At 68.5% G+C, this 24,605-nt stretch carries 29 protein-coding genes; 16 read left to right on the forward strand and 13 right to left on the reverse strand.

Going from position 1 to position 24,605, the window contains the following annotated elements; all coding sequences use genetic code 11:
* Positions 1–29: 29 nt before the first annotated feature.
* Entirely contained in the window at positions 30–998 is a 969-nt protein-coding gene (locus GPZ80_RS06075) for a TAXI family TRAP transporter solute-binding subunit (RefSeq protein ID WP_187218866.1), read from the reverse strand.
* Positions 991–3,069, reverse strand: coding sequence for a TRAP transporter permease (locus tag GPZ80_RS06080; RefSeq protein WP_187218868.1), 2,079 nt, complete (start codon positions 3,067–3,069; stop codon positions 991–993). Before GPZ80_RS06080 ends, GPZ80_RS06075 begins: the two co-directional genes overlap by 8 nt.
* Before the next feature lie 226 nt (positions 3,070–3,295).
* Between GPZ80_RS06080 and GPZ80_RS06085 the strand changes: the two genes are divergently transcribed.
* Entirely contained in the window at positions 3,296–4,387 is a 1,092-nt protein-coding gene (locus tag GPZ80_RS06085) for a glycerophosphodiester phosphodiesterase (RefSeq protein WP_187218870.1), read from the forward strand.
* A gap of 47 nt (positions 4,388–4,434) precedes the next feature.
* Here the strand turns inward: GPZ80_RS06085 and GPZ80_RS06090 are convergent, their stop codons facing one another.
* Positions 4,435–4,770: a MerR family transcriptional regulator gene (locus GPZ80_RS06090; RefSeq protein ID WP_187218872.1), complete on the reverse strand. Its 336-nt coding sequence runs from the start codon at positions 4,768–4,770 to the stop codon at positions 4,435–4,437.
* Between the two features lie 604 nt (positions 4,771–5,374).
* Positions 5,375–5,635, reverse strand: coding sequence for a UBP-type zinc finger domain-containing protein (locus GPZ80_RS06095; RefSeq protein WP_187218875.1), 261 nt, complete (start codon positions 5,633–5,635; stop codon positions 5,375–5,377).
* A 36-nt stretch (positions 5,636–5,671) separates the two neighbouring features.
* Between GPZ80_RS06095 and GPZ80_RS06100 the strand changes: the two genes are divergently transcribed.
* The gene (locus GPZ80_RS06100) at positions 5,672–7,216 is read left to right on the forward strand and encodes a Na+/H+ antiporter (RefSeq protein ID WP_187218877.1); all 1,545 of its coding nucleotides are present in this window, start codon (positions 5,672–5,674) and stop codon (positions 7,214–7,216) included.
* Between the two features lie 374 nt (positions 7,217–7,590).
* Here the strand turns inward: GPZ80_RS06100 and GPZ80_RS06105 are convergent, their stop codons facing one another.
* Positions 7,591–8,877, reverse strand: a complete 1,287-nt coding sequence (locus GPZ80_RS06105) for an adenylosuccinate synthase (protein WP_187218879.1) — start codon at positions 8,875–8,877, stop codon at positions 7,591–7,593.
* Positions 8,878–8,972: 95 nt separating this feature from the next.
* Here GPZ80_RS06105 and GPZ80_RS06110 point away from each other — a divergent pair, with 95 nt between their 5' ends.
* From GPZ80_RS06110 to GPZ80_RS06120, 3 genes are all read left to right on the forward strand, one after another.
* Positions 8,973–9,641, forward strand: coding sequence for a hypothetical protein (locus GPZ80_RS06110; RefSeq protein WP_187218881.1), 669 nt, complete (start codon positions 8,973–8,975; stop codon positions 9,639–9,641).
* A gap of 203 nt (positions 9,642–9,844) precedes the next feature.
* The gene (locus tag GPZ80_RS06115; protein WP_376771646.1) at positions 9,845–10,465 is read left to right on the forward strand and encodes an HNH endonuclease family protein; all 621 of its coding nucleotides are present in this window, start codon (positions 9,845–9,847) and stop codon (positions 10,463–10,465) included.
* Between the two features lie 18 nt (positions 10,466–10,483).
* Entirely contained in the window at positions 10,484–10,732 is a 249-nt protein-coding gene (locus tag GPZ80_RS06120; RefSeq protein WP_187218885.1) for a hypothetical protein, read from the forward strand.
* 93 nt (positions 10,733–10,825) lie between these two features.
* Here GPZ80_RS06120 and GPZ80_RS06125 read toward each other — a convergent pair whose 3' ends face one another.
* Positions 10,826–11,233 (reverse strand): DUF3151 domain-containing protein, encoded by a 408-nt coding sequence (locus GPZ80_RS06125; RefSeq protein ID WP_187218887.1) that lies wholly within the window; start codon positions 11,231–11,233, stop codon positions 10,826–10,828.
* 186 nt (positions 11,234–11,419) lie between these two features.
* Here GPZ80_RS06125 and GPZ80_RS06130 point away from each other — a divergent pair, with 186 nt between their 5' ends.
* Positions 11,420–12,589: a hypothetical protein gene (locus tag GPZ80_RS06130; RefSeq protein WP_187219028.1), complete on the forward strand. Its 1,170-nt coding sequence runs from the start codon at positions 11,420–11,422 to the stop codon at positions 12,587–12,589.
* A gap of 54 nt (positions 12,590–12,643) precedes the next feature.
* Here GPZ80_RS06130 and fbaA read toward each other — a convergent pair whose 3' ends face one another.
* Positions 12,644–13,678, reverse strand: a complete 1,035-nt coding sequence (gene fbaA, locus GPZ80_RS06135) for a class II fructose-bisphosphate aldolase (protein ID WP_187218889.1) — start codon at positions 13,676–13,678, stop codon at positions 12,644–12,646.
* Between the two features lie 129 nt (positions 13,679–13,807).
* Positions 13,808–14,338 (reverse strand): TetR family transcriptional regulator, encoded by a 531-nt coding sequence (locus GPZ80_RS06140; protein ID WP_187218890.1) that lies wholly within the window; start codon positions 14,336–14,338, stop codon positions 13,808–13,810.
* A 46-nt stretch (positions 14,339–14,384) separates the two neighbouring features.
* Between GPZ80_RS06140 and GPZ80_RS06145 the strand changes: the two genes are divergently transcribed.
* From GPZ80_RS06145 to GPZ80_RS06155, 3 genes are all read left to right on the forward strand, one after another.
* Positions 14,385–15,104: an SDR family NAD(P)-dependent oxidoreductase gene (locus tag GPZ80_RS06145; protein WP_187218892.1), complete on the forward strand. Its 720-nt coding sequence runs from the start codon at positions 14,385–14,387 to the stop codon at positions 15,102–15,104.
* Positions 15,105–15,174: 70 nt separating this feature from the next.
* Positions 15,175–16,098: an SDR family oxidoreductase gene (locus GPZ80_RS06150; protein ID WP_187218894.1), complete on the forward strand. Its 924-nt coding sequence runs from the start codon at positions 15,175–15,177 to the stop codon at positions 16,096–16,098.
* 162 nt (positions 16,099–16,260) lie between these two features.
* Positions 16,261–16,725 (forward strand): pyridoxamine 5'-phosphate oxidase family protein, encoded by a 465-nt coding sequence (locus GPZ80_RS06155; protein ID WP_187218896.1) that lies wholly within the window; start codon positions 16,261–16,263, stop codon positions 16,723–16,725.
* Here GPZ80_RS06155 and GPZ80_RS06160 read toward each other — a convergent pair.
* The gene (locus tag GPZ80_RS06160) at positions 16,722–17,003 is read right to left on the reverse strand and encodes a YciI family protein (protein WP_187218899.1); all 282 of its coding nucleotides are present in this window, start codon (positions 17,001–17,003) and stop codon (positions 16,722–16,724) included. The two genes, GPZ80_RS06155 and GPZ80_RS06160, sit on opposite strands and share 4 nt — an antisense overlap.
* Before the next feature lie 160 nt (positions 17,004–17,163).
* Here GPZ80_RS06160 and GPZ80_RS06165 point away from each other — a divergent pair, with 160 nt between their 5' ends.
* From GPZ80_RS06165 to GPZ80_RS06180, 4 genes are all read left to right on the forward strand, one after another.
* A complete protein-coding gene (locus tag GPZ80_RS06165; protein WP_187218900.1) occupies positions 17,164–17,733 on the forward strand; it encodes a SigE family RNA polymerase sigma factor in 570 nt (189 codons plus the stop codon).
* Positions 17,734–17,800: 67 nt separating this feature from the next.
* Positions 17,801–18,943: an N-acetylglucosamine-6-phosphate deacetylase gene (gene nagA, locus GPZ80_RS06170; RefSeq protein WP_312880143.1), complete on the forward strand. Its 1,143-nt coding sequence runs from the start codon at positions 17,801–17,803 to the stop codon at positions 18,941–18,943.
* On the forward strand, positions 18,940–19,197 hold the full coding sequence (locus tag GPZ80_RS06175) for a hypothetical protein (RefSeq protein ID WP_187218902.1): 258 nt from the start codon (positions 18,940–18,942) through the stop codon (positions 19,195–19,197). Before nagA ends, GPZ80_RS06175 begins: the two co-directional genes overlap by 4 nt.
* A gap of 22 nt (positions 19,198–19,219) precedes the next feature.
* On the forward strand, positions 19,220–19,879 hold the full coding sequence (locus GPZ80_RS06180; RefSeq protein WP_187219031.1) for a VTT domain-containing protein: 660 nt from the start codon (positions 19,220–19,222) through the stop codon (positions 19,877–19,879).
* Positions 19,880–19,888: 9 nt separating this feature from the next.
* On the opposite strand, the gene GPZ80_RS06185 is transcribed toward GPZ80_RS06180, so the two are convergent.
* On the reverse strand, positions 19,889–20,266 hold the full coding sequence (locus GPZ80_RS06185) for a hypothetical protein (protein WP_187218904.1): 378 nt from the start codon (positions 20,264–20,266) through the stop codon (positions 19,889–19,891).
* 94 nt (positions 20,267–20,360) lie between these two features.
* Positions 20,361–21,743, reverse strand: coding sequence for an FAD-binding oxidoreductase (locus tag GPZ80_RS06190; protein ID WP_187218906.1), 1,383 nt, complete (start codon positions 21,741–21,743; stop codon positions 20,361–20,363).
* Between the two features lie 195 nt (positions 21,744–21,938).
* On the opposite strand from GPZ80_RS06190, the gene GPZ80_RS06195 reads away from it, so the two are divergent.
* Positions 21,939–22,841: an alpha/beta hydrolase gene (locus tag GPZ80_RS06195; RefSeq protein WP_187218908.1), complete on the forward strand. Its 903-nt coding sequence runs from the start codon at positions 21,939–21,941 to the stop codon at positions 22,839–22,841.
* Here the strand turns inward: GPZ80_RS06195 and GPZ80_RS06200 are convergent.
* Entirely contained in the window at positions 22,790–22,996 is a 207-nt protein-coding gene (locus tag GPZ80_RS06200; protein WP_187218910.1) for a DUF397 domain-containing protein, read from the reverse strand. The genes GPZ80_RS06195 and GPZ80_RS06200 overlap by 52 nt on opposite strands.
* A 37-nt stretch (positions 22,997–23,033) precedes the next feature.
* Positions 23,034–23,855, reverse strand: coding sequence for a helix-turn-helix domain-containing protein (locus GPZ80_RS06205; RefSeq protein ID WP_187218912.1), 822 nt, complete (start codon positions 23,853–23,855; stop codon positions 23,034–23,036).
* A gap of 88 nt (positions 23,856–23,943) precedes the next feature.
* Between GPZ80_RS06205 and GPZ80_RS32010 the strand changes: the two genes are divergently transcribed.
* Positions 23,944–24,330: a DUF6191 domain-containing protein gene (locus GPZ80_RS32010; RefSeq protein ID WP_222718873.1), complete on the forward strand. Its 387-nt coding sequence runs from the start codon at positions 23,944–23,946 to the stop codon at positions 24,328–24,330.
* A 32-nt stretch (positions 24,331–24,362) separates the two neighbouring features.
* Positions 24,363–24,560, forward strand: coding sequence for a hypothetical protein (locus GPZ80_RS06215; protein ID WP_187218914.1), 198 nt, complete (start codon positions 24,363–24,365; stop codon positions 24,558–24,560).
* Positions 24,561–24,605 lie beyond the last annotated feature (45 nt).

The raw sequence follows: 24,605 nt of genomic DNA on the forward strand, positions 1-24,605 counted from the left end.
TGCTGGGCGTCCGCGACCGGTAATCGGTGTCAGCCGCCGATGGCCTTGCGTGATCCGTCGTGCAGCGGGACCGGGTCGGTGTCGCCCGCGGTGGCCTTGTCGATGCCGCCCGCGGCCGGGTGCACCTTGACCAGGTCGTCCTTCTTGTCGAGGACCAGTTTGGTGATCGCGCAGGCGTTGCCTGCCGGGAAGTCCTCGCGCACGAGGAGCACGTTCGGGACGACGATGGTCTTCGACTCGGATGTGCCGTAGGTCGCCGCCGGGATGGTGCCCGCGTCGTAGACCGGGTTGATCTTCTTGAGGTCTTCGAGGTGCGGGGTGACGTCTAGGAACTCGACCTGACCCTTCATCGACGTGAAGAGGTCGGTGAGTTCGGGCGTCGGCAGGCCGCCGGACCACACGAGGCCGTCGATCTGGCCCGCCTTGATCCCGTCGACGGTGGGCCGCAGGGCGAGCCGCTGGGCGGAGACGTCGGTGTCCGGGTTGAGTCCCGCCGCCCTGAGCAGGCGGGTGGCGATGACCTCGGTGCCGGACTTCGGCGAGCCGGTGGAGATCTTCTTGCCACGCATGTCGGAGATCGACTTGATGCCGCTGCCGGTGCGCACGACGACCTGGGTGGCGTTCGGGTAGATGCGGGCCAGGGCGCGGACCTTGACCGGCTTGCCCTCGAACGCGCCCTTGCCGTTGACCGCGTCGGCGGCGGTGTCGGCGAGGGAGAAGGCGACGTCGTAGTCGCCACCCGCGAGTTGCTGGATGTTCTGCACGGAGGCGCCGGTCTCGGCGGCGGTGGCCTTGAGCTTGGAGTTGTCGCTGATCAGCTTCGCGAGGCCGCCGCCGAGCGTGTAGTAGACGCCGCCGGTGTTGCCGGTGGCGATGGTGATGCGGCCGTCGCCCGCCTCGCAGTCGCCCGCGCCCGCGGTGGTGGCCGTGTCGGACCGTTTGCCGCCGCAGCCCGCGGCGAGCAGGGCGAGCGAGACGATCAGGATGCGGCTACGCATGGGCTTTCTCCTTGACGCGGGTGATCAGGTGGACGGCGAGCGCGAGGACGAGGAACCCGAGGCCGATGCCGATCGACAGCGGGTGCAGGTAAAGCAGCAGGAGCGCGGCGGGGACGCAGAGGAGGCGGACGGGGAGCCGGACCGGGCCGAACAGCCAGCCGCCGGTGACCACGGCCAGCGCGCCGATGCCGACCGCGGAGACCGCGACCACCCAGAGGACGGTGCCCACCGGGCGCTGCAGCAGGAGCGCGGCGCCGTTGTCGGTGAGGACGAACGCGATCGGGAGCAGGAACGCGGGCAGCGTGTACTTCCAGGTCTGCCACATGGTGCCCATGACCGAGCCGCCGGTGATCGCGGCCGCGGCGACGGCGGCGAGCGCGGTCGGCGGCGTGACCTCGGAGAGGACGGCGTAGTAGAAGATGAACATCGCCGTCTCGGCGGGAGCCACACCGAGGTTGATCAGCGCGGGTCCGAGGACGACCCACGAGATGATGAACGACGCGGTCACCGGCACGGCCAACCCGAGCACACAGACCGCGACGGCGGCGAACACCACGGTCAGCACCAGCACGGCGGTCGGGTCCGACGCGAGCGATTTGGCGGCGGATACGAGCGCGTCGGCGAGGGCGAGGCCGAGTCCGGTCTTGGTGATCGTCGAGGTGATGATCCCGGCGGCGGCGCAGACGGCGATCACCGGCAGCGCGCCCCGGACGCCTTCGGCGAGGGAGTCGGCAAGGTCGCGAACCCACCCCCGAAGGTTGCCGCGGCGCGGGATGAGGGCGAACAGCGCGGCCACCCCGGTCGCGTAGACGACGGCCGTGAACGGCGGAATATCCATCGCCAGGAACACGACGATGATCCCCAGCGACGCGAAGTGGAACCACCCTTGCCGCAGCACTGTCCACAGGCGCGGGGGGCTGTCCACAGCCACCCCGGGAAGCGGCCTTTCCGACACCCCTCCCCGATAGACTGGCCAAGGGCCGTCCCCCGGGGGAAGGGCGGTGGCGAGGTCCAAGCCTGTGTCGTTGACGTGGAAGCGGCGGGCGTCGGCTTCGACGGCCAGGCCGATGCCCAGGTAATAAAGCAGTGTCGGGACGATCGCCCACACCAGGACGCTCAGGTACGAGGTCTGCAGGTACTCGGCGATGATGAACGCCGCCGCACCGAGTGTCGGGGGCGAAAGGATCGCGCCGATGCCGGAGGCCGCGAGCAGGCCGCCCGCGTTCTCCTTGGGGTAGCCCGCTTCGCGCAGCACGGGCCAGGTGATCGCGCCGAGGCTGACGGTGGTCGCGGTGCCCGATCCCGACACGGTGCCGAGCAGGAATCCCGAGGTCGCGGCGGTGCGGCCGGCGGCGGTGCGGGAGCGGCGGAACAGGGCGAAGCTGAAGTCGACGAAGAAGCCGCCCGCGCCTGAGGTGTTGAGGACGGCGCCGTAGATGGTGAACAGGACTATGTACGTGGCGGCGACGTTGAGCGGGATGCCGTAGAAGCCGCTCTGCTCGTTGTAGAGGGCGTTGACGATCTGGCCGAAGTCGATGCCCGCGTGCGCGAAATCCCAGTTCTGCGGCAGAAATCCGCCGTAATAGGCGAAGGCCAGGAAGCCCAGGCAGACGATCGGCAGCACCCAGCCCGTGGTGCGCCGGGTCGCCTCCAAGATCAGCACGAGCAGCAACCCGCCGGCAAGGATGTCTGGTGTGGACAGTTGACCGGCCCGGTCGAGGAAGGCGTCGTAGCCGCCGGCGAAGCCGTTGCCGCCGAAGGGAAGGACGGGGTAGAGGCCGACGAACAGCGCGATCGTGGCGTACACCCAGTCGACGAATCCGGGGTTCTGCGGGCTCTTGGACCTCGGCCGGTAGCAGAGGAAGACCAGCGGAAGCGTCAGCCCGAGGAAGATCACCAGGTAGAACTGGCCGCCCTGGGGGAACGGCCAGAAGACCTGCTCGAGCACCAGCACCGCGATGGCGACGGACGCGGCCCAGACCACCAGGTCCCATCGGCCGGTGAGCCTGCGCGCCGGCCGTTCCTCGTCGTGCGCGCCGACGACCTCGGTCGGGCCAATGGTGCTGGTCAACCATCCTCCTGCCAGGTGCGTTGATCTCTGACCGCACGCTACCGCTGGTTACCCGCGCGCAGAAGGGTGGATGTTGACCATCCTGTCACCGAGCGCGACGATCGTGGCACGCCTGGTCAGTTTCTCCACGTTCACCCGCAGGTCGGCAGCCCTTCGCCCAACAGCGGCCGGGGCGCCTTGCCGCCCGGCGAGTGTTGCCCGGTCAACCAACGTTCTGGAGGTCACCATGGTCCGAAAGGCCCGGTTAGCCGGCGTCGCCCTCTGCGCGCTCACCCTGTTCGGCGGGGTGACCAGCGCGAGCGCGTCCCCCGACCAGCACTCGGCGGGCCCGCTCGTGCTGGGCCACCGCGGCGCCTCGGGATACCGCCCGGAGCACACGCTGGCCTCCTACGAGCTGGCCGCGCGGATGGGCGCCGACTACATAGAGCCGGACCTCGTGTCCACGAAGGACGGTGTCCTGGTCGCCCGGCACGAGCCGGAGATCGGCGGCACCACCGACGTGGCCGCCCGGCCCGAGTTCGCCGCGCGCAAGGCGACGAAGAACCTCGACGGTGTGCAGGTCACCGGCTGGTGGACCGAGGACTTCACCCTCGCCGAGCTGAAGACGCTGCGCGCGGTCGAGCGCATCCCGCAGCTGCGCCAGCACAACACGGTCTACAACGGCCGGTACGAGGTGCCGACCTTGCAGGAAGTCGTCGACCTGAGCAAGCGCCTCTCCCGCGAGTTGCGGCGCGACATCGGGATCTACCCGGAGACCAAGCACCCGACGTACTTCCGCAAGATCGGGCTCGAACTGGAGCCGAGGCTCGTCGACGTGCTCACCCGCAACGGGTTGAACCGGCCGAACGCCAAGGTGTTCGTGCAGTCGTTCGAGGTGTCGAATCTGAAGGCGCTCAAGAGCAGGCTGCGAGTGCCGCTGATCCAGTTGACCTCGGCCTCGGGCGCACCGTTCGACTTCACCGACTCGGGTGACCCGCGTAAGTACGCCGACCTGCTGACCCCGGCGGGTCTGCGTGAGGTCGCGACCTACGCCCACGGCATCGGTCCGGCCAAGGACCAGGTCATCCCGCGCGACGCGGCGGGCAACTTGGCCGCGCCGACCGCGCTGGTCGTCGACGCGCACGCGGCGGGACTGAAGGTGCACCCGTACACGTTCCGGGCGGAGAACAACTTCCTGCCGGTGAACCTGCGCTCGTCGGCGAACCCGGCCGAGTACGGGAACCTGTTCGGTGAGCTGTCCGCGTTCTGGGCGGCGGGCGTCGACGGTGTGTTCACCGACAACCCGGACATCGCCGTGGCGTCACGTTCGGAAGGCTGAGCGAGCTGCCGGTGCCGCCGGGGTCTCCCCGCGGCACCGCACGCGGCTCAGTCCTGCTTGCGCAGTTCGCTGTTGGCTTGCTGGGCTTCGTGGAGCTGGTCTTCGAGGGTGACGATGCGGCAAGCCGCCTCCAGGCCTGTTCCCTGGTCGACCAGTTCCCGGACACGGGCGGCGAGGCGCAGCTGTTCGCGTGAGTAGCGGCGGTGTCCGCCCGCCGAGCGCTGCGGCTCGATCAGCTTCGCCTCATCGAGGCTGCGGAGAAAATTCGGTGTCGTGCCGAGGATCTCGGCTGCTCGGCCCATGGTGTAGGCCGGGTAGTGCTCGTCGTCGAACTTGTCGGCCGCGGTCGAACTCGAGGCCGTCTCTCTTGGGTCTGGGATCATCGCGCCTCCACATCACGAGGGGCCCCGGTGCGTTTCGCACCGGGGCCCCAGGGTGTTGGGTTTCATCACTGTCAGCTGACCGCGAGGTCAACTTTCCGTACCCGCGTGCGCCCGAAATGCGAGCGTCGCGAGGATCGCTTTTCCGTAACCGAGAACCACCTTCCAATCTGATGGAACTGCGGTACCCGCCCGGCGAAACACAGCCACAGCGGGCGATCCAATGACGAGCCCCTTCCCTTCTCTCCGGTGTTGTCAACTTGCCTTGCACTGCGACGAGCATCCCGCGTGGAACCCCTTGCCTAGACCGGTCCCAGCACGCCGATGCCGCCCGGCCACTGACCCGGAACCCCTTCACCGACTGGTTCCGATCACCTGACCGTCTTGCCACTGACTGCCTTGCCGATTACCACTTGCTTGCCTTGATTCCTCAGGACCGGCACTGCTTGGTCTTCGTCTTCACTTCCCGGCCCCGGTCTTCGTCTCACCTCGCGGGTAGTTCCGTCATCTCCCGCGCCTGCATGACGTTGTCTCTCTCAGTACGAGGAGAACAGTACACACAACCACCAACGAATGTCTACCCCAGCTAGATGAGATTTTCTCTCGATCAGACGATCCGGGAGTCGAGGAAGCACCAGCGCCAGGTCTCGCCCGGTTCGAGCGAGCGCATGACCGGGTGCGCGGTCGAGGTGAAGTGGGCGGTGGCGTGCCTGCGGGGGCTGGAGTCGCAGCACGCGACGTGGCCACAGCTCAGGCACTGCCGTAGGTGCACCCAGCCGGAGGCGCCCATGGCCCGGCAGTCGGCGCAGTAGTCGTCGGCGTCGGGGGTGACCTCGGCGGGCAGGTCGGCGGCGTGTTCGCAGCTCATCGCGCACTCCTTCGGTGTCCGGGTAATCCTGACGCAGTGGAGATACTTCTGCTGCTGGTCGGAGCGCTGGCCGTGACCGCCGTGTCCCGGCGGATCGAGTGGCCGGCGCCGCTCGTGCTCGTCGCCGTCGGGCTCGCGGTGTCGTTCATCCCGGGGGTGCCGGAGTTCCGGTTGGACCCGGAGGTGGTGCTGCTGCTGGTACTGGCGCCGCTGTTGTACTCCGCGGCCCTGGACAGCTCGTATCTGGACATCAAGGCGAACCTGCGGCCGATCGGGCTGCTCGCGGTCGGGTTGGTGCTGGTCAGCACGGTCGTCGTCGGAGTGGTCGCGCACGCGGTGATCCCCGACTTGCCGCTGGCCTCGGCCCTCGTGCTGGGGGCGATCGTGGCCCCGCCGGACGCGGTCGCCGCCGTCGCGATCGGCCGCCGCCTGGGCCTGCCGCGGCGGGCGATGACCCTGTTGACCGGGGAGAGCCTGGGCAACGACGCCACGGCGCTGACAGCGTTCAAGGTGGCGGTCGCGGCGGCCACCGGGGCGGCGGCGTTCTCGTGGGGACAGAGCGTGGTGACGTTCGCCGTCGCGGCTGTGGGCGGTGTGCTGGTCGGGCTGGTCCTGGCGGTCGTGGTCCACGCCGTCCGCCTGCGGCTGCGCGACGGTGTGCTGGAGAGCGCGCTCGGGCTGCTGGTCCCCTTCGGCGCGTACCTGCTGGCCGAGGAGGTGCACGCGTCGGGTGTCTTGGCCGTTGTCGTCGCCGGGCTCTACCTGGGGCACAACGCGCCCGCGGCGGGCTTCTCGACCCGGCTGCAGGAGACGGCGGTGTGGCGGTCCGCGGACGTGCTGCTGGAGTCGCTGGTCTTCGCCCTGATCGGCTTGCAGCTGCGCACGGTCGTCTCCGACGCGCGACCGGGCTGGGGTCTGGTGGCGGCGTCGGCGGTGGTGCTGACGGCGGTGATCGTGGTCCGGTTCGTGTGGATGTTCCCGGCGGCCCACATCCCGCGCCTGCTGTCGCCGAGGATCCGGGCGCGGGAGCCGCGGCCGGGGTGGCGGCAGATCACGGTGATCTCGTGGGCGGGCATGCGCGGCGTCGTCTCGCTGGCAGCCGCGGCGGCGATCCCTGCCGACATGCCTGGGCGCGATGTTGTGGTGCTGCTGACTTTCGTGGTGACGGTCGGGACACTGTTGTTGCAGGGCACCACTTTGCCCGCGCTGATCCGGGCGCTGCGGTTCGAGGCATCCGACGGACAGGAACGCGCCCTCGCCGAAGCCCAGGTGCAGAACGCGGCGGCGCGGGCGGCGATCGACCGGCTGGACGAGATCCTGCTGGAGGGCGAGATCCCCGACCACCTCGCCGACCGGCTGCGCGCGATCGCCGAACACCGGGGGAACGCGGCGTGGGAACGGTTGGGGCGTCAGGAATTGGAGAGCCCAGCGGCCGCGTTCCGCCGCCTGCGCCGGGAGATGCTCTCGGCGGAGCGAACCGTCTTCATCCAGGCCCGGAACCGGGGCGAGATCGACGAGGAGACCTTGCGGAAGGTGTTGCGGGAATTGGACTTGGAGGAAGCGGCCCTGGCCAGGGAATGACTGCACGGGTCAGGTTCCCGGTGACCACGCAACACCGAGCAGCCTCGATGCCGATGAAGACCGCGAGGCCCGCCGACAGGACAACCGCTTCCGCGAAGCGGATACACAACCGGCGCAACCAAAAGCCGCAAAGCCAGGGCCGACCCCACCGACTATCGCGAGGGCTCGACGACGCGGCCGACCCGACCACATCCTCACCGTCGCACCGGCCAACCTGCCCTAAAGAACCGCCCCCGCGCGACAACAAAGCCCCCACCCACCACGGGGGGCTGCCCTTGGCCAGTCTATCGGTGGGTGGGGGTGTTGCGGGTGGGTGCGGATTTGCTGTGGATGGAGCGGGCCGGGCTGTGGATGACCAGCCCGGCCCAGGCGGGCTACGCCATCGGGTAGCGGACAATCGTCTGGTCGCGGCCGGGGCCGACGCCGACGGCGGACACGCGGGCGCCCGAGAGTTCCTCGATGCGCTCGACGTACGCGCGGGCGTTAGCCGGGAGTTCCTCGAAGGTCCGGCACTCGCTGATGTCTTCCCACCAGCCCGGCATCTCCTCGTACACCGGCACCGCGTGGTGGACGTCGGTCTGGGTCATCGGCATGTCGTCGATCCGCCTGCCGTCGACCTCGTAGGCCACGCAGATCGGGACCGTGTCCAGGCCGGACAGGACGTCGAGCTTGGTGAGGAAGTAGTCGGTGATGCCGTTGACCCGGCTGGCGTAGCGGGCGATCACGGCGTCGAACCAACCGGTGCGGCGCAGGCGCTTGGTGGTGACGCCGATCTCGCCGCCGACCTTGCGGAGGCGTTCGCCCATCTCGTCGTTCAGCTCGGTCGGGAACGGGCCGGAGCCGACGCGGGTGGTGTAGGCCTTGAGGATGCCGATCACCGTGGTGATGCGGGTGGGGCCGATGCCCGACCCCGCGCTGGCGCCGCCGGAGGTCGGGTTCGACGAGGTGACGAACGGGTACGTGCCGTGGTCGACGTCGAGCAGGGTGCCCTGCGAGCCTTCCAGCAGCACGGTCTCGCCGCGCTCAAGTGCCTGGTTCAAGAGCAGGCGGGTGTCGGCGATGCGGTGCGCGAACTTCTCGCCGGAGGCGAGGACCTCGTCCACGACCTGTTCGGGGTCGAGGGCCTTGCGGTTGTAGATCTTGACCAGCATCTGGTTCTTGATGTCGAGCGCGGCCTCGACCTTCTGCCGCAGGATCTTCTCGTCGAGCAGGTCCTGCACGCGGACGCCGACGCGGGCGACCTTGTCCTGGTAGGCCGGGCCGATGCCGCGGCCGGTGGTGCCGATCTTGGCCTTGCCCAGGTAGCGCTCGGTGACCTTATCGATCGCCACGTGGTACGGCATGATCAAGTGCGCGTCGGCGGAGATCAGCAGGCGGGAGGTGTCGACCCCGCGCTCGTCCAGGCCCGCGAGTTCGGTCAGCAGCACCGCCGGGTCGACCACGACACCGTTGCCGATGACGTTGGTGATCCCGGGGGTCAGGATGCCGGACGGAATCAGGTGCAGGGCGAACTTCTGGCCGTCCGGGAGGACGACGGTGTGCCCTGCGTTGTTACCGCCCTGATAACGCACGATCCAGTCGACGCGGTCACCGAGCAGGTCGGTGGCCTTGCCCTTGCCCTCGTCGCCCCATTGGGCGCCGATCAGCACGATTGCCGGCATGTGAGACTCCAGGTGTTGGCAGTGGAACCGTGGACACCCGAACCCGGGCTGATGCGGGCGAATGCCGGTGATTGAGACTAGACCAGGAGCGTGTGGTGGGTGCACTCGTGCTGGCCTGCGGAAACCAGGCCGACACCGAAGCGTTGTTCGACGTCGGCGCCGAAGTGCGGGAAGTGGGCGCGAAACCGGGCAAATCGGCGGTAGATTCCCTGCTCAAGGGCCTTGGCGCACGCCGACTGGTGGTACACGGCACCGACGCCGACCTGGCCGCCATCGTGTTGCGAATCATGCGACTCGACCTCCTCGGCGGCACCGCGGTCGGGTTCGTGCCCGCCGAACGCTCGGTGATCCCGAAGCTGTGGGGCATCCCGGCCGAGCCGGCGGCCGCCGCGCGCCTGGCCATCGGCGGCGAGGTCGACCCGGTTCCCCTGATCCGTGATGACGCGGGCGGCGTCCTGCTCGGCCTGGGCGTCCTGCGATCGGTGCGCGGCGTGGCGTACTGCGACGACGCGACCGTCCTGCGTGGGCGGGCGAGCCGGGTCGAGGTGACGCCTGACCCACAGGGTGGGGAGGGGCTGGTGGTGCGGGTGATTCACCGCGGCCTGCTGCGCAACCGGGTCGAGACGACACGGGGTCGCGCGTTCCAGGTGGGCTGCCTGCCGGTGATTCCCGAGTTGAACGGGGCGACCTACAAGCGGGACGTGTCCAGGTGGACCTGGTACCGGCACACCGCCGACCTGCGGGTTGTCCGGGGCGTGCTCTAGCTGAGAAGGGGCCTGGGCCTTCGCTGCGGACGCTCGCCGACCGCCTCGGGGACTTGAGGGACGTCCCGGTCTAGCGGAGAGTGGTTAAGAACTTTTACTGTAAGTCGTCAGTGTGTCACCCAATGGCTTCATGATCTCCACCCTGCGCAGACACGGTTACGCGGCGTTCTCCTTGATTCCCACCTGGAGGAACCTTGTCGAAGATCCGAACCCTGCTCGGCTCCTTATCCCTCTCCATCGTCCTCACGGTTGGCCTCGCCGGTGTCGCGAGCGCCACTCCGCCGAACATCCCCACCGAGACGACCGCCCGCTCCGAACTCGCCGCCCTCACGGTCGCGCCGGACGGGTCGATGACCGGCTATTCGCGGGACAAGTTCCCGCATTGGATCACCATCTCCGGCTCCTGCAACACGCGTGAGACCGTGCTCAAGCGCGACGGCAGCAACGTGGTGACCGACTCGTACTGTGCGGCGAAGTCGGGCAGTTGGTACAGCCCCTACGACGGCGCGACGTGGACGTTGGCCTCCGATGTGGACATCGACCATGTCGTCCCGCTCGCCGCTGCCTGGCGGTCCGGCGCCTCTTCCTGGACGACCAGCCAACGGCAGGCCTTCGCCAACGACCTGAGCTACCCGCAGCTCATCGCGGTCACCGACAACGTCAACCAGGCCAAGGGCGACCAGACGCCCGCGACCTGGAAGCCGCCGCGCAGCGCGTACTGGTGCACTTACGCGAAGATGTGGACGCACGTGAAGTACAAGTACTCGCTGCGCGTGAACTCGGCGGAGAAGTCCGCGCTGTCGAGCATGCTGAACTACTGCTGACGACCTGAGAGGACGCCGATGTCGGAGTACACCTCACCGTTCGCCGCGGGCCCGGGCGTGATGACCGAGGAAGCCGGTGTGCTGACCGGTGACCTGGAGCTGCGCACGGTCAGCGCTCCCGGCGGCGCGGTGACGGCGAAGGTGCGCTACGCCGGGACGGACGAGTGGTACCGGCTGCGCGGCGGCCAGTGCAAGCTCGTCCACGACGGCGACCATCGGGCCGTGCACTCGATCCTCGTCGGCGTCCTCAACCGCCCAATCGGTTAGACAACGCGCGTCGCCCCGGCCGGCGAGTGGATTCGAATGTCGAACTCACTTGCGGGCCGGGGCGACTCGTTTGCCTGGAGGGGCGACTCGCGGTTAGAGGCCTAGGGCGGCGGGGGCCGCGGGGTCGGAGTCGGCGAGGAAGGTCGAGCAGCGCTCGTACTCCTCGGTGTCGTTGATGGCCTTGGCCGCGCGGGCGAGGGCGGCGAGGGCGCGCAGGAAGCCCTGGTTGGGGGCGTGCGACCACGGGATCGGGCCAAACCCCTTCCAGCCGGAGCGCCGCAGTTGGTCGAGGCCGCGGTGGTAGCCGGTGCGCGCGTAGGCGTAGGCGGCGACGTTCTCACCCTGGTTGAGCGCGGCTTCGGCGAGCGCGGCCCAGGCGGCACTGAAGTCGGGCCAGCGCGCGGCGACGTCGGCCGGGTCGGTGCCAGAGTCCAAAGCACCTTGCGGCTCGTCGCGGGCGGGGAGCATTGTGGGGTCAGGTCCTAGCAGGTTGCCGTCCATACGGGTCATCCTGCCCCATCGCCCGAGTCGGTGACCCTTGAGACGAATGCATCGCGATATAGCACTAGGTGACGACCCTGATTCGAAAGGTCACCAACCAGTAGGGGATTACCCGGATTTTTCCCACGAAGGAGTGGGGGCGGCTTTCCGTTCTCAGCGTCGCGCCGCCATGATGACTGGGTGAACATGGGGCGAGCATCGGTCGACGACCCTGCGGGCAAAGGTCCTGTCGGCCAGTTCAAGGATTTCTTTCGGCTGCATTGGACGCGTGGTGACGCGGGCACCGAGACACCGGAGTGGGTGTGGCATTTTGCCTATCGCACCTGGTTGATCGCCCTGCTGTTCAAGGTGCTTGGGTCCTCGTGGGACGAGTCGTGGCATTTCAAGTTCCAGCGTGACGACCTCGCCGCGCCGCACCTGATCAACAGTGTCGGCACGGGTATCGCCGTGGTTCTGGTGGCCATTCACACGTTCACCGGCATGGCTGTCACGAAACGCGCGCAACGGCTGCTGCAGGTCGGTTTGGCTGTCTTTCTCATCGCCGCCCCGCTCGACGTGATCAATCACCGGGTCAACGGGCTCGACCTCACAGCGTGGAGCGCGTCACACGCGCTGCTGTACCTGGGCACCGCGCTGATGATCGCCGCCCTGATCGACGCCTGGGTCTCGACCGGGCCGCGGGGCCGCTCACGGCCGTGGATCCTCGGCGGGCTGTGGTTCTTCTTCCTGGAGAACATGCTCTTCGCGAACGGCCAGCAGGAGTACGGCGTCCTGGAACTGCGGTCCTGCATGCCGAACGGTGTGCTGAACATCGACACCTGCTACGCCGAGCGCAGCCTGTTGGAGTTCGCCGCCGAGCAGATCGGCCGCCCGGTCGACTACGTGGCGATCAAGCAGTTCGCGCTGCCGATCCCGGACTGGGTGTACCCGATGTGGGGAATCGGGATGGCCGCGCTCGTGCTGGCCGTCGCCGCCAAGACGATCGGGCTGCGCTGGGCCGCCACCGGTGTGGCCGCGGCGTACGTCGCCTACCGCGCGGTGATCTGGCCGATGCTGGTCGTGGCCGACTTCCCGCCGTCGACCGTGCCGTTCTACCTGGTGTTCGTCGGCCTCGCGATCGACCTGGTGCGCCGGATGAACCTCTCCCACGCCATGGAGGCCGTCGTGGGCGCAGGCGCGGTGACCGTGCTCGGGCACACCGCGCTCTTCGCGCAGGAGGTGACCATCGCCGCGCCGCCGATCGCCTGGTGGTCCGCGCCGATCACGTTCGTGCTGCTGGCGGGCTGCTGGTGGCTGGGCAGGCCGGTCGCGCAGTGGTTCGACAAGCGGCAGACGGCGGTCAAGGTTTCCGCCTGACAGACGACAAACGGCGCCTCCCGCGAGCGGGAGGCGCCGTTTTCGTGTCCGGGATCAGCCCGCGATCATGCGGCCCGCCGACTTGAGGTGCTCGCACGCCTGGGTGATGCGTGCGGCCATGGCCTGCTCAGCTGCCTTGAGGTAGCTGCGCGGGTCGTAGACCTTCTTGTTGCCGACCTCGCCGTCGATCTTGAGCACACCGTCGTAGTTGGCGAACATGTGCGCCGCGATCGGGCGGGTGAACGCGTACTGGGTGTCGGTGTCGATGTTCATCTTGATGACGCCGTAGGACACCGCTTCGTGGATCTCCTCGAGCAGCGAGCCGGAGCCGCCGTGGAAGACCAGGTCGAACGGCTTGGAGCCGGGCGCGAGACCCAGCTTCTCGGCCACGACGTCCTGGCCCTGCTTGAGGATCGAGGGCTTGAGCTTGACGTTGCCCGGCTTGTAGACGCCGTGCACGTTGCCGAAGGTCGCGGCCAGCAGGTAGCGGCCCTTCTCCCCCACGCCGAGCGCGTCGACGGTCTTGAGGTAGTCCTCGGCCGTCGTGTAGAGCTTGTCGTTGATCTCGTTGTCGACGCCGTCCTCCTCGCCGCCGACGACACCGACCTCGATCTCAAGCACGATCCGGGCCTTGGCCGCGGCCTCGAGCAGGTCGGCCGCGATCTGCAGGTTCTCGTCGAGCGCGACCGCGGAGCCGTCCCACATGTGCGACTGGAACAGCGGCGCACGGCCGGAGTCGACCCGCTCCTGGCTGATCGCGATCAGCGGGCGGACGAAGCCGTCGAGCTTGTCCTTGGGGCAGTGGTCGGTGTGCAGCGCGACGTTGACCGGGTACTTCTCGGCGACGACGTGCGCGAACTCGGCGAGCGCGACCGCGCCGGTCACCATGTCCTTGACCTTGGTGCCGGAGGCGAACTCGGAGCCGCCGGTGGACACCTGGATGATGCCGTCGCTCTCGGCTTCGGCGAAGCCGCGCAGCGCGGCGTTCAGTGTTTCCGACGAGGTCACGTTGATGGCCGGGTAAGCGAACTCGTTCGCCTTGGCCCGGTCCAGCATCTCCGCGTAGACCTCGGGTGTGGCGATAGGCATCGGTGGGTCCTCCTCGGGGTGGCCTGCGCCGTTCCGCCGCATCCTACGAGGGTCACGTGTCAGGCGTGTTGGGGAGACTCGCCACATGGCCGAGGAGACCGGATTGCGCCGCCGGTTTGTCAGGCATGACTAAGTCAGCAGGCCGATGAGCCGGTGCGCGGCAGCGGCGCAGCGGTCGCGGTCCCCGGTCACCAGGAGGTCGAGCAGAATCCCTTTCAGGCCGCTGACCAGCACAGTCGCGTCGGCGCGCGGGTTGTCGCGGTCGTCGAGGAGGTGGGTGACCTCGTCGATCCAGTCGGTCACCGCGTGCCGGGCGACCGCGGTGTACGGGCCGTCGGTGAGCCCGGCGGCGAGCAGGTGGAACAGGACGACATAGTGGCCGCGGTTGGCCGGGTCGGACATCGTGTCCCAGGCGACGGCCGCGGCGGCGGAGTCGCCCTTGGCCGCCTGGATGGCGGTTACGGCGCGGGCGCGGTGTTCGTCGAAGGCCTGGTCGAGCAGGTTCTCGCGGGTGCCGAAGTAGTGCACGAGCATCCGCGCGCTGGTGTCGAGCTCGGCGGCGAGGCCGCGCAGGGTGAACTCGGCGAGCCCGTGCTCGGCGAGGTAGTCGAGGGTCCGCGCGACCAGTTCGTCGCGGCGGGCCTGGTTGGGCTGACGCACGCACCACTCCTTGACTGAAGCACTTGTTACATTTACTGTCGCTCGCATGACTGTAACAAGTGCTTCACAAACTGCGCTCGTCACAGGCGGAAGCGCGGGCGTCGGCCTGGCGCTGGCGAAGCGGCTGGCGGCCGACGGGGTGAAGGTGACCATCTGCGGCCGCGACAAGGATCGACTCGATGACGCCGCTCGCTGGATCCCCGGCCTGCGGACCGTCGTCGCCGACCTGGCGATCGAAGCGGGCGTGCGCGCGGTCGCCGACGCGGCGCCGGACCGGCTCGACCTGCTGATCAACAACGCCGCCGTGCAGCTCGACCGCGACTGGCAGGCCACGCCGACCGAGGACTTGCTGGCCGACATCGACGCCGAACTCGGCGCCGACCTGCTCGCGCCGATGCGGCTCACCGCTCTGCTACTGCCGCGCCTCGCGCCGGAGGCGGTGATCGTCAACGTCAGCTCCGCGCTCGGCACGGTGCCCAAACGGTCGACTCCGGGCTACTGCGCGGCGAAGGCCGGACTTAGCGCGCTCAGCACCTCGCTGCGCTATCAGCTCGCCCCTCGACGGGTCGTCGAGGCGGTGTTGCCGCTGGTCGACACCGGGATGACCGCCGGGCGAGGCCGGTCGAAGATCAGCCCGGACGCCGCCGCGGAGGCGATTCTGCGCGGAATGCGCCGCGACGTGGTGCGGATCGGCGGAGTGCGTGCGCTACTGGCGGTCAACCGGGTCGCGCCCAGCCTGGCCGCGCGGCTCATCCGGGAGAGTTGACTGTTACTTCAATTTACGGTTACTTGTGGTAGCTTACTCGCGGTAAGGAACGCGACCGAGGAGGACTCCGATGGGTGTGACGAACCTGCTGGCCCGTGAACAAGACGTCAAGGGCAAGGTCATCGTGATCACCGGGGCCGCCCGCGGCTTCGGCGCGGGCCTGGCCAAGCGGTTCGCCGCGCGGGGGGCAAAGGTCGCGCTCGTCGGTCTGGAACCGGACGTGATGAAGAAGGTCGCCGCCGAGTGCGGACCCGACGCCGCCGTGTTCGAGGCGGACGTGACCGACTGGGCCGCGCTGGAGACCGCGACCAAGGGTGTCATCGAGCGCTTCGGCGGGATCGACATCGTCGTGGCCAACGCGGGTATCGCGGCCGCGGGCTTCGTCCGGTCCATCGACCCGAAGGCGTTCGAGCGGACCATCGAGGTCGACCTGCTCGGCGTGTGGCGCACCGTCCGGGTGACGCTGCCGCACGTCATCGACCGCAAGGGCTACATCCTGGTCGTGTCCTCGCTCGCGGCGATCACGCACGCGCCCGCGATGGCGGCCTACGCGGCGGCCAAGGCAGGCGTCGAGGCGTTCACCAACAGCCTGCGCGCCGAGATGCGGCACCTCGGTGTCGGCGTCGGCGTCGCGCACCCGTCGTGGATCGCGACCGACCTGGTCAACGGCGCCGACGAGCACCCTGTGTTCGGCCCGCTGCGGGCGAGCATGCCGGGCCCGATGGGCAAGACGTACCCGGTCGAGTTCGCCCTCAACGCCCTGGAGAAGGGCATCCTGCGGCGCGACCGCACCATCCACGTGCCCGGCTGGGTCGGCGCGCTCAAGGTGATCCGCACGTTTCTGCCGCCGATCATCGAGATCGGCGCGAAGCTGCGCGGCAACCTCGTGGCCAAGGCCGACAAGGCCGCGCTTGAGGACATCGCCAAGCGCGGCGCGGAAGCATCGTCGCGAGCGGTCGGCGCCGGCGGCCAGGCCGACGCCGAAGCCCGCTGATTAGTCCGCCACCCCGAAATTTTGAGTGTTGGTTCCGAGGGGCGACACGCGACGGTTTCCGCGGTCACCGTGGTCAAGTGCCGTCACGGTCCCTTAGGTGCTGACCGGGACGGCGGGATTGGTCGTTGACTAGCCTGTGGTTACAGCAGCGAGGAGGCGCGGATGTCGCGACGGGACCAGATCAAGCTTTCACCCGAGGAGATCCAGGCGTTCCTGGGGAACCAGAAGACCGCGAACGTCGCGACCATCGGCAAGAACGGGCGTCCGCACCTCGTCTCGCTCTGGTACCTGCCCGAGGGCGACACCCTGACGACGTGGACGTACGAGTCGTCGCAGAAGGTCGCCAACCTCCGCAGGCTGCCGCAGGCCACGGTGCTCGTGGAGAGCGGCGAGAGCTACGAGGAACTCGTCGGCGTGATGCTGGAGTGCGACGTCGAGCTCATCGAGGACACCGAGCGCATCACCGAGATCGGCAGCGGGCTCACGTTGCGGTACACGGGCAGCGAGGAAGTCGCGGCGGCCGCGTCGCAGTTCGTGCGGGCCCAGGCGGCGAAGCGGATCGGGCTGGTCTTCAAGCCGACCAAGATCGTCTCCTGGGACCACAGCAAGTTGGGCGGGACCTACTAGCCCGCGAAGGGGCCGAGGGCGATCGTCCACTCCCGGATCACCCGGGCGGCGGCGATTCCCTCGGTCGTGTACGGATCGACGGCGAGGATCTTGTCGAGTTCCTCGCGGTTCTCGACCTTGACGACGACGAACCCACCGGTGCCGTCCGCCCACGGACCGCCGCCGAGGACGTGGCCGGTCGCCACCAGCTCCTGCAGGTAGGCGCGGTGGGCGGGGCGAACCTCGGCCAGTCGGTCGGCGTCGTCGATGTAGGTGGTGTCCACGGTGAACCAGGTCATGGCGCCCATCGTCGCAGTTGGTCTTTTCCGACCGTCGGCCGATGTGCTTCCGACCGCCGCCCGGTAAGGTTTGGCCGTGGCAGGGGATGGTGTGCAACCGGGTGATTACCCCCCGGCGCGCGGGAAAATCGTTTCTTCCGGGCAGCCCGCCGACACGCCCGTGGAGGGCAACGCGGAGCGCAGTGTCGAGCAGACGCTGACCCGGCTCCGGGCTATCGATCTCAAGAGCGCGCCCCCGCCCGCGCCTGAGGCGCCGCTGACGCTCGAAGACCTCTACCGCACCCACCGGATGCGTCTGGTCCGGCTGGCGCTGCTGCTGGTCGACGAGCCCGCGACGGCCGAGGACGTCGTTCAGGAGGCGTTCACCGGGCTGCACCGCAACTGGGGTGGTCTGCGGGACGCGGCGGCCGCGGTCGGCTACCTGCGCACGGCCGTGGTCAACGGCTCGCGCAGTGTGCTGCGGCGACGCAAGACCGCGCGGGAGTACACGCCGCCGCACGCGGTCAACGCGCGGTCGGCCGAAAGTCTCGCGATGCTGACCGCCGAGCACCAGCAGGTGGTCAAGGCGCTGTCGCAGCTGCCGCCGAGGCAGCGCGAGGTCCTGGTCCTGCGCTACTACGGCAACCTGTCCGAGGCCGAGATCGCCGAGGCCACGGGCATTTCCAAGGGCACGGTGAAGTCCACGGCGAGTCGTGCGCTCGAGGCGCTCCAGAAGATCATGAACACGTAGTCTCCCTAAAAAGTGGTTTAGACCAATAGACTCTCCCTGGGACGTGATCTCGGGGAGGGATACGCGCGTGGGCGCACATCTGATTTCGGGCGGCAGGCTCGTCACGCCGGACGGCGTGCTGGACGACGGCTGGCTGCTCGTCGAGGACGGTCTGATCGCCGACCTCGGCACCGGCGCGCCACCCACGACCTACCGCGCGCATGACGCGCGCGGGGCCTGGGTGGTGCCCGGTTTCATCGACATCCACTGCCACGGCGGCGGCGGATCGGCCTTCACCAGCCTCGATCCCGCCGACATCCTGCGCGCCGCGCACACCCACGCCCGCCACGGGACCACCACGCTGCTCGCCAGCCTGGTCTCCGCGACGATCCCCGACCTCGTCGAACAGATCGCGGCGCTGCGCGAGCACGTCGAGGACGGCCTGCTCGCGGGCATCCACCTCGAAGGTCCGTTCCTCGCCGAGGCCCGCTGCGGCGCGCACGACCCGGCGATCCTGCGGCCGCCCCACCGCGAAGCCGTGGACAGGCTCCTCGCCGCGGGTCCGGTCCGGATGGTCACGCTGGCGCCCGAGTTGGAAGGGTCGGTCCGCGCGGTCCGCCAGATCGTCGACGCGGGCGCCATCGCCGCCATCGGCCACACCGACTCCACCGAGGCCCTCGTGCTGCCCGCGGTCGACGCGGGCGCGACGGTCGCGACCCACCTGTTCAACGGCATGCGTCCGCTGCACCACCGCGAGGCGGGACCGATCGGCGCCCTTCTCGACGACGAGCGCGTGTCCGTCGAACTGATCTGCGACCTGGTGCACCTGAGTCCCACGGTCGTCCGGCTGGCCGCCCAGCACGCCGGGCCCAACAGAACCGTCCTCGTGACCGACGCCATCGCGGCGGCGGGCGCGGGCGACGGCCGCTACCTGGTCGGCGGGATCACCGTGGAGGTGCTCGACGGCGTGCCGCTCATCGTCGGCGGCGACTCGCTGGCGGGCAGCACGCTGACCATGGACGCCGCGTTCCGCAACCTGGTGAAGACCTGCGGCATGGGCATCCTCGACGCCGTGGACGCGACCGCGACCCGGCCCGCCGAGTTGCTGGGTCTGGACAAGACCACCGGCAGCCTCACCAAGGGCCTCGCGGCCGACGTGGTGCTGCTCGACCCCGACCTGCGGCTCGACGGCGTCCTCCGGCGCGGCGAGTGGGTTAACGTCGACGCATGACCGACGACCCGGAGCGCCTGCTCGCCGAGGCGCTGCGCGCGCAGGCCGCGCGGACTCCGCTCTCGGAGTCGGCGACGAGCCCGGTCGCGCAGTTCGGGCTGCTCTCCGGCAGCGACCTGCCGCTGATCGCCCAGCCGGAGCCGACGACCCGGCTCGAACCGGACACCCGGCCAAGGGTCGGATGGGTGCTGTTGATCGCTGTTCTGCTGGGGTTGGCCGCCGGGTCCCTGGTGGGCCTGCTCACGCTTATCTGAGACCGGTACCTTTGTGAGCGTGATGAGCGCCGATCTGACCGTCAATCTCGCCCTGCTGCCGTCGTGGCTGGACCCGGAGGTCATCCTCCGCGGGCTGGGACCGTTCCTGCTGCCGGGCCTCTGCCTCATCATCTTCGCCGAGTGCGGCCTGCTGCTCGGGTTCTTCCTGCCGGGCGACTCGCTGCTGTTCACGGCGGGCCTGTTCATCGCGAAGGACTTCATCTCGACGCCGCTATGGGTCGTCTGCCTGCTGCTGACGGTGTGCGCGTTCCTGGGCAACGTGGTGGGCTACTGGATCGGTGCGAAAGCCGGGCCCGCGTTGTTCAACAAGCCGGACTCGAAGCTGTTCAAGCAAGAGCACGTGGTCAAGACCCACGAGTTCTTCGAGAAGTACGGCAACCGCGCGATCGTCCTGGCCCGCTTCGTGCCGATCGTCCGCACGTTCATCACCGCTATCGCCGGTGTCGGCAAGATGGACAAGCGCAAGTTCTTCGTGTATTCGGCTGTCGGTGCGGTGCTGTGGGCGACCGGCGTGACGGTGCTGGGCTACTTCCTCGGCCAGATCCCGTTCGTGCACGAGAACCTCGAAATGATGATCCTGCTCATCGTGTTCATCTCGATCCTGCCGATCATCTTCGAGGTGCTCAAGGCCCGCCGCGAGAAGAAGCGCACCGCCGCCTAGCGGGGGGCATCAGGCCTGGCTGCGAAGTTGGTCGAGCAGCGGTTCGATGAGCATCCACCCGTCAAGCTCGGCGGTGCGGGAGTCATCCGGTGACCAGCCTTGCCCGCGCGCCTCGTCGAGCAGGTGCCGGACAACGCCCGGCACATCGAGAACCTCAACCGAGTACCTCGGTTTGTCGGAATCTGGGTCATCGCGACGTGCGTAGAAGATCCAGTTCTCCATCCGGACGGCCTTCGGCGGGTCCTGCCCGTCGCCGTGGTCGAAAACGATTCGGAGATGGCCGCGCGACCCGGACTTCCGCAGCGACACGACAGCGCAACTGACCGGCCCGTCCTGACGGAACACCGACTTCTCCCGTTGGGTCCACAGGAACGTCTCTTGCCCCACTACCAACCGCCTGACCCTGCGACGTGACATCGGGTGAGTGTCATCGTCCCCGCACCCGACCGCAACGGAGTTCCCCGGCGAGTGCGGCGCGGCGTCAGTGGAACATCGACCCCGGGTTGAACAGGTTCTCCGGGTCGAGGGCGGCCTTGATGGCGCGGTGGGTGCGCAGGCCGATCGGGCCGATCTCGCGGGCCAGCCATTCGCGCTTGATCTTGCCGATGCCGTGTTCGCCGGTGACCGTGCCGCCGAGGCTCAGGCCGACGGCGAGGATGTCGTCGAAGGCCTGGCGGGCGCGGGCGAACTCGTCCTCCGAAGTCGGGTCATAGACGATCGTCGGATGCATGTTGCCGTCGCCCGCGTGGCCGACGACGGCGATGCGCAGGCCGACCTCGCGGCTGATCCGTTCGCAGCCCGCGATCAGCTCCGCGATGCGGGTGCGGGGGACGCAGACGTCGTCGGTGAGCCAGGAGCCGTAGACCTCCAGGGCCATCAGCACGGCCCGGCGCGCGGTGAGCAGGGCCTGCCCTTCGGCCGGGTCGAAGGTGGTGAACGCCATTTCCGCGCCCGCGTCCAGGCAGACCTGTTCGATCATGGCCAGTTCCCGACGGGCGGCCTCGCCGCCCGAGTCGGACTGGCAGATCAGCAGGGCCGCGCAGCCCTTGCCCGCGCCGAGTTCGGTGTGCAGGTGTTCCTCGACGGCTTCGATCGACGTGGCGTCCATGATCTCCATGAGTGAGGGCACGATGCCCTCGCGGACGATCCGGGTCACCGCGACGCCCGCGGCCTCGGTGGAGCCGAACGCGGCCACCATGGTTCCCGGCGCCTGGGGCAGTGGACGCAGGGCCAGCGTGGCCTGGGTGATGACGCCGAGCGTGCCCTCGCTGCCGATGAACAGCTTGGTGAGGTCGTAGCCCGCGACACCCTTGACGGTGCGGCGGCCGGTCTTGAGGAGTTCGCCGTCGGCGAGGACGACGTGCAGGCCGAGCACGGAGTCGGTGGTGACGCCGTACTTCACGCAGCAGAGCCCGCCGGCGTTGGTGGAGAGGTTGCCGCCGATGGTGCACCAGTCGTAGCTCGACGGGTCGGGCGGATAGAAGAGCCCGTGCTTCTCCACGGCGCCGCGCAGGTCGAGGTTGATGACACCCGGTTCGACGACGGCGAGCCGGTTGTCCGGGTCGATCTCCAGGATCGCGTTCATCCGGGTCGTGACCAGCACGACGCAGCCGTCGATGGCGTTGGCCGCGCCGGACAGTCCGCTACCGGCGCCACGCGGCACTATCGGCACGCCGTGCTCCGCGCAGGCACGCACGACTTCCTGGACCTGGGCGGTGTCGGTGGGGAACGCTACCGCGAGCGGCTCGCCGAACGGCGCCAGCGGCATGACGTCACGCCGGTACGCCGCGGTCACATCGGGATCGACCGCGATGCCGTCGCCGAGGATGCTGTTGAGCCTGGTCAGCAGGGCGTCTGTGCTCACAGATCTACCGTAGTCGGCGGTTGGATTGATAACGGTTGACAGTTACAGCGTTCGGACGAAGAGCTGACGCCATTCGCTGACTTACAGTTGGTCAAGTGGGTTGCGTCACTGTGGACCGCCCGCGTCGGGGAGGGGCGGTGTGCCATGGCTGTCATGCCAGGTCCCAGTGTTCAGGCTCGTGCTCTGTCGCTGTTCATGACCAGAACCGTCCGTCCCATCGCCGACCGGATCCAGCTTCGCGGGTCGCAGCTGCGCATCGTTCGTGAAGCATTCGACTCGCTGGGTGTGACTCCGCTGCCGCGCGGCACGAAGGTGCGGGCGGTGTCCGAGCCGCACGGCTATGGCGACGTCCACGGCGTGTGGATCTGCGCACGCGAGGCCGACGAGAAGGCAGGCGCGGTGCTGTACCTGCACGGCGGCGGGTTCGTCTTCGGGTCGGTGCGCACGCACAAACACCTGGCGGCGGCGCTGTCGGCGACGTCCGGTCTTCCGGTGCTGCTGCTGGACTACCGCAGAGCCCCCGAACACCCTTTCCCAGCCGCGGCCGACGACGCGCTCGCCGGCTACCACTGGCTGCTTGACCAGGGCATACCGGCGAACAAGATCGTCGTCGCGGGCGACTCAGCGGGTGGTCACCTGACCGCTGGGCTGCTCGCGGAACTGACCCGCCAGCGCATCGTCATGCCGGGTGCTGCGGTGCTGCTGTCGCCGTTCCTGGACCTCACCTGCACCCAACTCGACGAACGCGACGCACGGCGTAGGGACCCGTACATCCCGCCGAACCGCGCGCGCGAAGCGGCGGCCGCTTACGCGGGCGAGGTGCCGGTGACGCACCCGCGCTTGACTGTCCTTAAAGGAAGCAAGAGGCGGTGGCCGCCGATGCTGATCCAGGTGGGCGACACCGAGTGCCTGCTGGGCGACTCGGAACGGCTCGCGACGGCCATGCGGATGGCGGGCGCGCACTGCGAGTTGCAGGTGTGGCCGGGGCAGGTGCATGTGTTCCCGGCGTTCTACCCGATCGTGCCGGAGGGCAGGCACGCGATCCGTTATGCGGGCGAGTTCCTGCGGGAGGCGTTGTCAGAGGAACTGGCTGCCTGAGTGAAGGAACGCCATCGGGCCGCGGGGAAGCTGAGTTGCGGGCCGGTGGCGTTCTTGGAATCACGAACGCGCGCGACTGAGGACAGGGCAACCTCAACACAGTCCCCATCGCCACCGTTGCCCGTGCTGAAGCCGCTCTTCCGCCAAACCGGCATCTGGCCACTTCCTACAACTCGTGCTTGATGCTCTCGATCAGGGCGATCGAATCGGCTGGATCGAGGGCCTGCAACTGAAGCCGACCGAAACAGACTGTACAGGCCTGGACCTGCTCTTCTTCTCGATCTGGAACGAGCCTGCCACGTTCTCGATGTAGGCAAGATCGGGTTCGTTGGCGCCGGGAAAGCTCAGCACGGTGAACGCGCCATCCATTCCCACGTGGGTGCCTGCTTCGGCAGGCATCACCTGCAAGGTCACATTCGGAAGGGCGGCCATCTCGATCAGATGGTGCAACTGCGCCTGCATGACTTCGCGCGAACCCACTTCTCGGCGAAGGACCGTGTGGTCGATGACAGTTGCCAGCACGAGTTGGTCATCGGTGGCGTGGAGGCGTTGCTGGCGAATCATCCGCACCCGCACCTGGTTGTCGATCCATGCTCGGCCGCGCGATCCAGAAAGCTGCTGGAACACGGCGCGGATGTGGTCTTCGGTTTGCAGGAGCCCTGGCATGTAGGCGAGTTGGAAGGTTCTCACCGTGGTCGCGGCTGTCTCCAGGGCTAGGAATCCGCGTGCCGCCACCCCGTAGGCCTGCCACCAGCCCTTCGCGCGGCGGGCGGCCCGAACCTGCTCCAGGTACGGCTCCCAGTCGTTCACCGGGATCACGTAGAGATCCAGCAGGAACTTGGCCAGCGGGATATCCGGCGCGACCTCTCCGTTCTCGATCCGGCTCAACCTCCCGGTCGAGATCTCGGTCCGCCGTGCCACCTCGGCGGCCTTCAGCCCCGCTCCCTCCCGCAACTCCCGAAGCTTCTTCCCGAGCATCCGCCGCTGAAACGGCGGCGACTGATGTGTACCCACCGGAGTCCCTCCCGCACTGTCCGTGCCCATGATCCCGAAGGGAGACTCGAAAGCGGAACTTCCGCATCCGCGCGTCCGTTCGCGGGGTATGGAATGGGTGATCCCGATCCCCGTGCTGCTCCTCGTCGCCTACGGCGTCTACGAGTTGCGCACGAAGAAACGGGCGCCGGTCTCCGCGACCTACGTCAACGAGTTCACCGCGATCTTCTACGGCACCAAACGCATGGAGCTGGATCATCGCGACTCCATGTCCCTCATGCGTGAGGACGACGCCCAAGGCGCGCCGCCCGGCCTGGGCGTGGACCTCGACCGAGGTGTCGTGGTCCTCCAGCGGAACTCCCGCGACGGCGTCTCCGGGTCTGAGATACGCCCGGAGCCTTGTCCCACATGGTCATCTTGGACCCCTGGCACCGACTCGAATACCACCGCGTCCACGGCAAAGGGCGACAAAGACACGCCTACACCGAGTGCGTAGAGGACAACGGCTGGAAGCTCCTCATCACCGGCATGACCAGGGAGCAGTGGTTCGTCACCTACACCCGCGTCTGCGCCGAAGACTTCCTCGCGCGCAAGAACGCCCCATCGGGTGACTACGTCATCGCCGTCTACCGAACCGGCCGCACCCGCGACGGCGACGGCGTCCCGCTCGGCTCGATCCGAATCGCGTATTGCCCGACAAGCATGGCCGACTCCACGATCGGGTGATCATGCCTTTACCTGCGGGAATCGGCCGGTTTGAGCGGTAAGATC

The sequence above is a fragment of the Actinokineospora xionganensis genome, assembly GCF_014323725.1.
Taxonomy (GTDB): Bacteria; Actinomycetota; Actinomycetes; order Mycobacteriales; family Pseudonocardiaceae; genus Actinokineospora; species Actinokineospora xionganensis.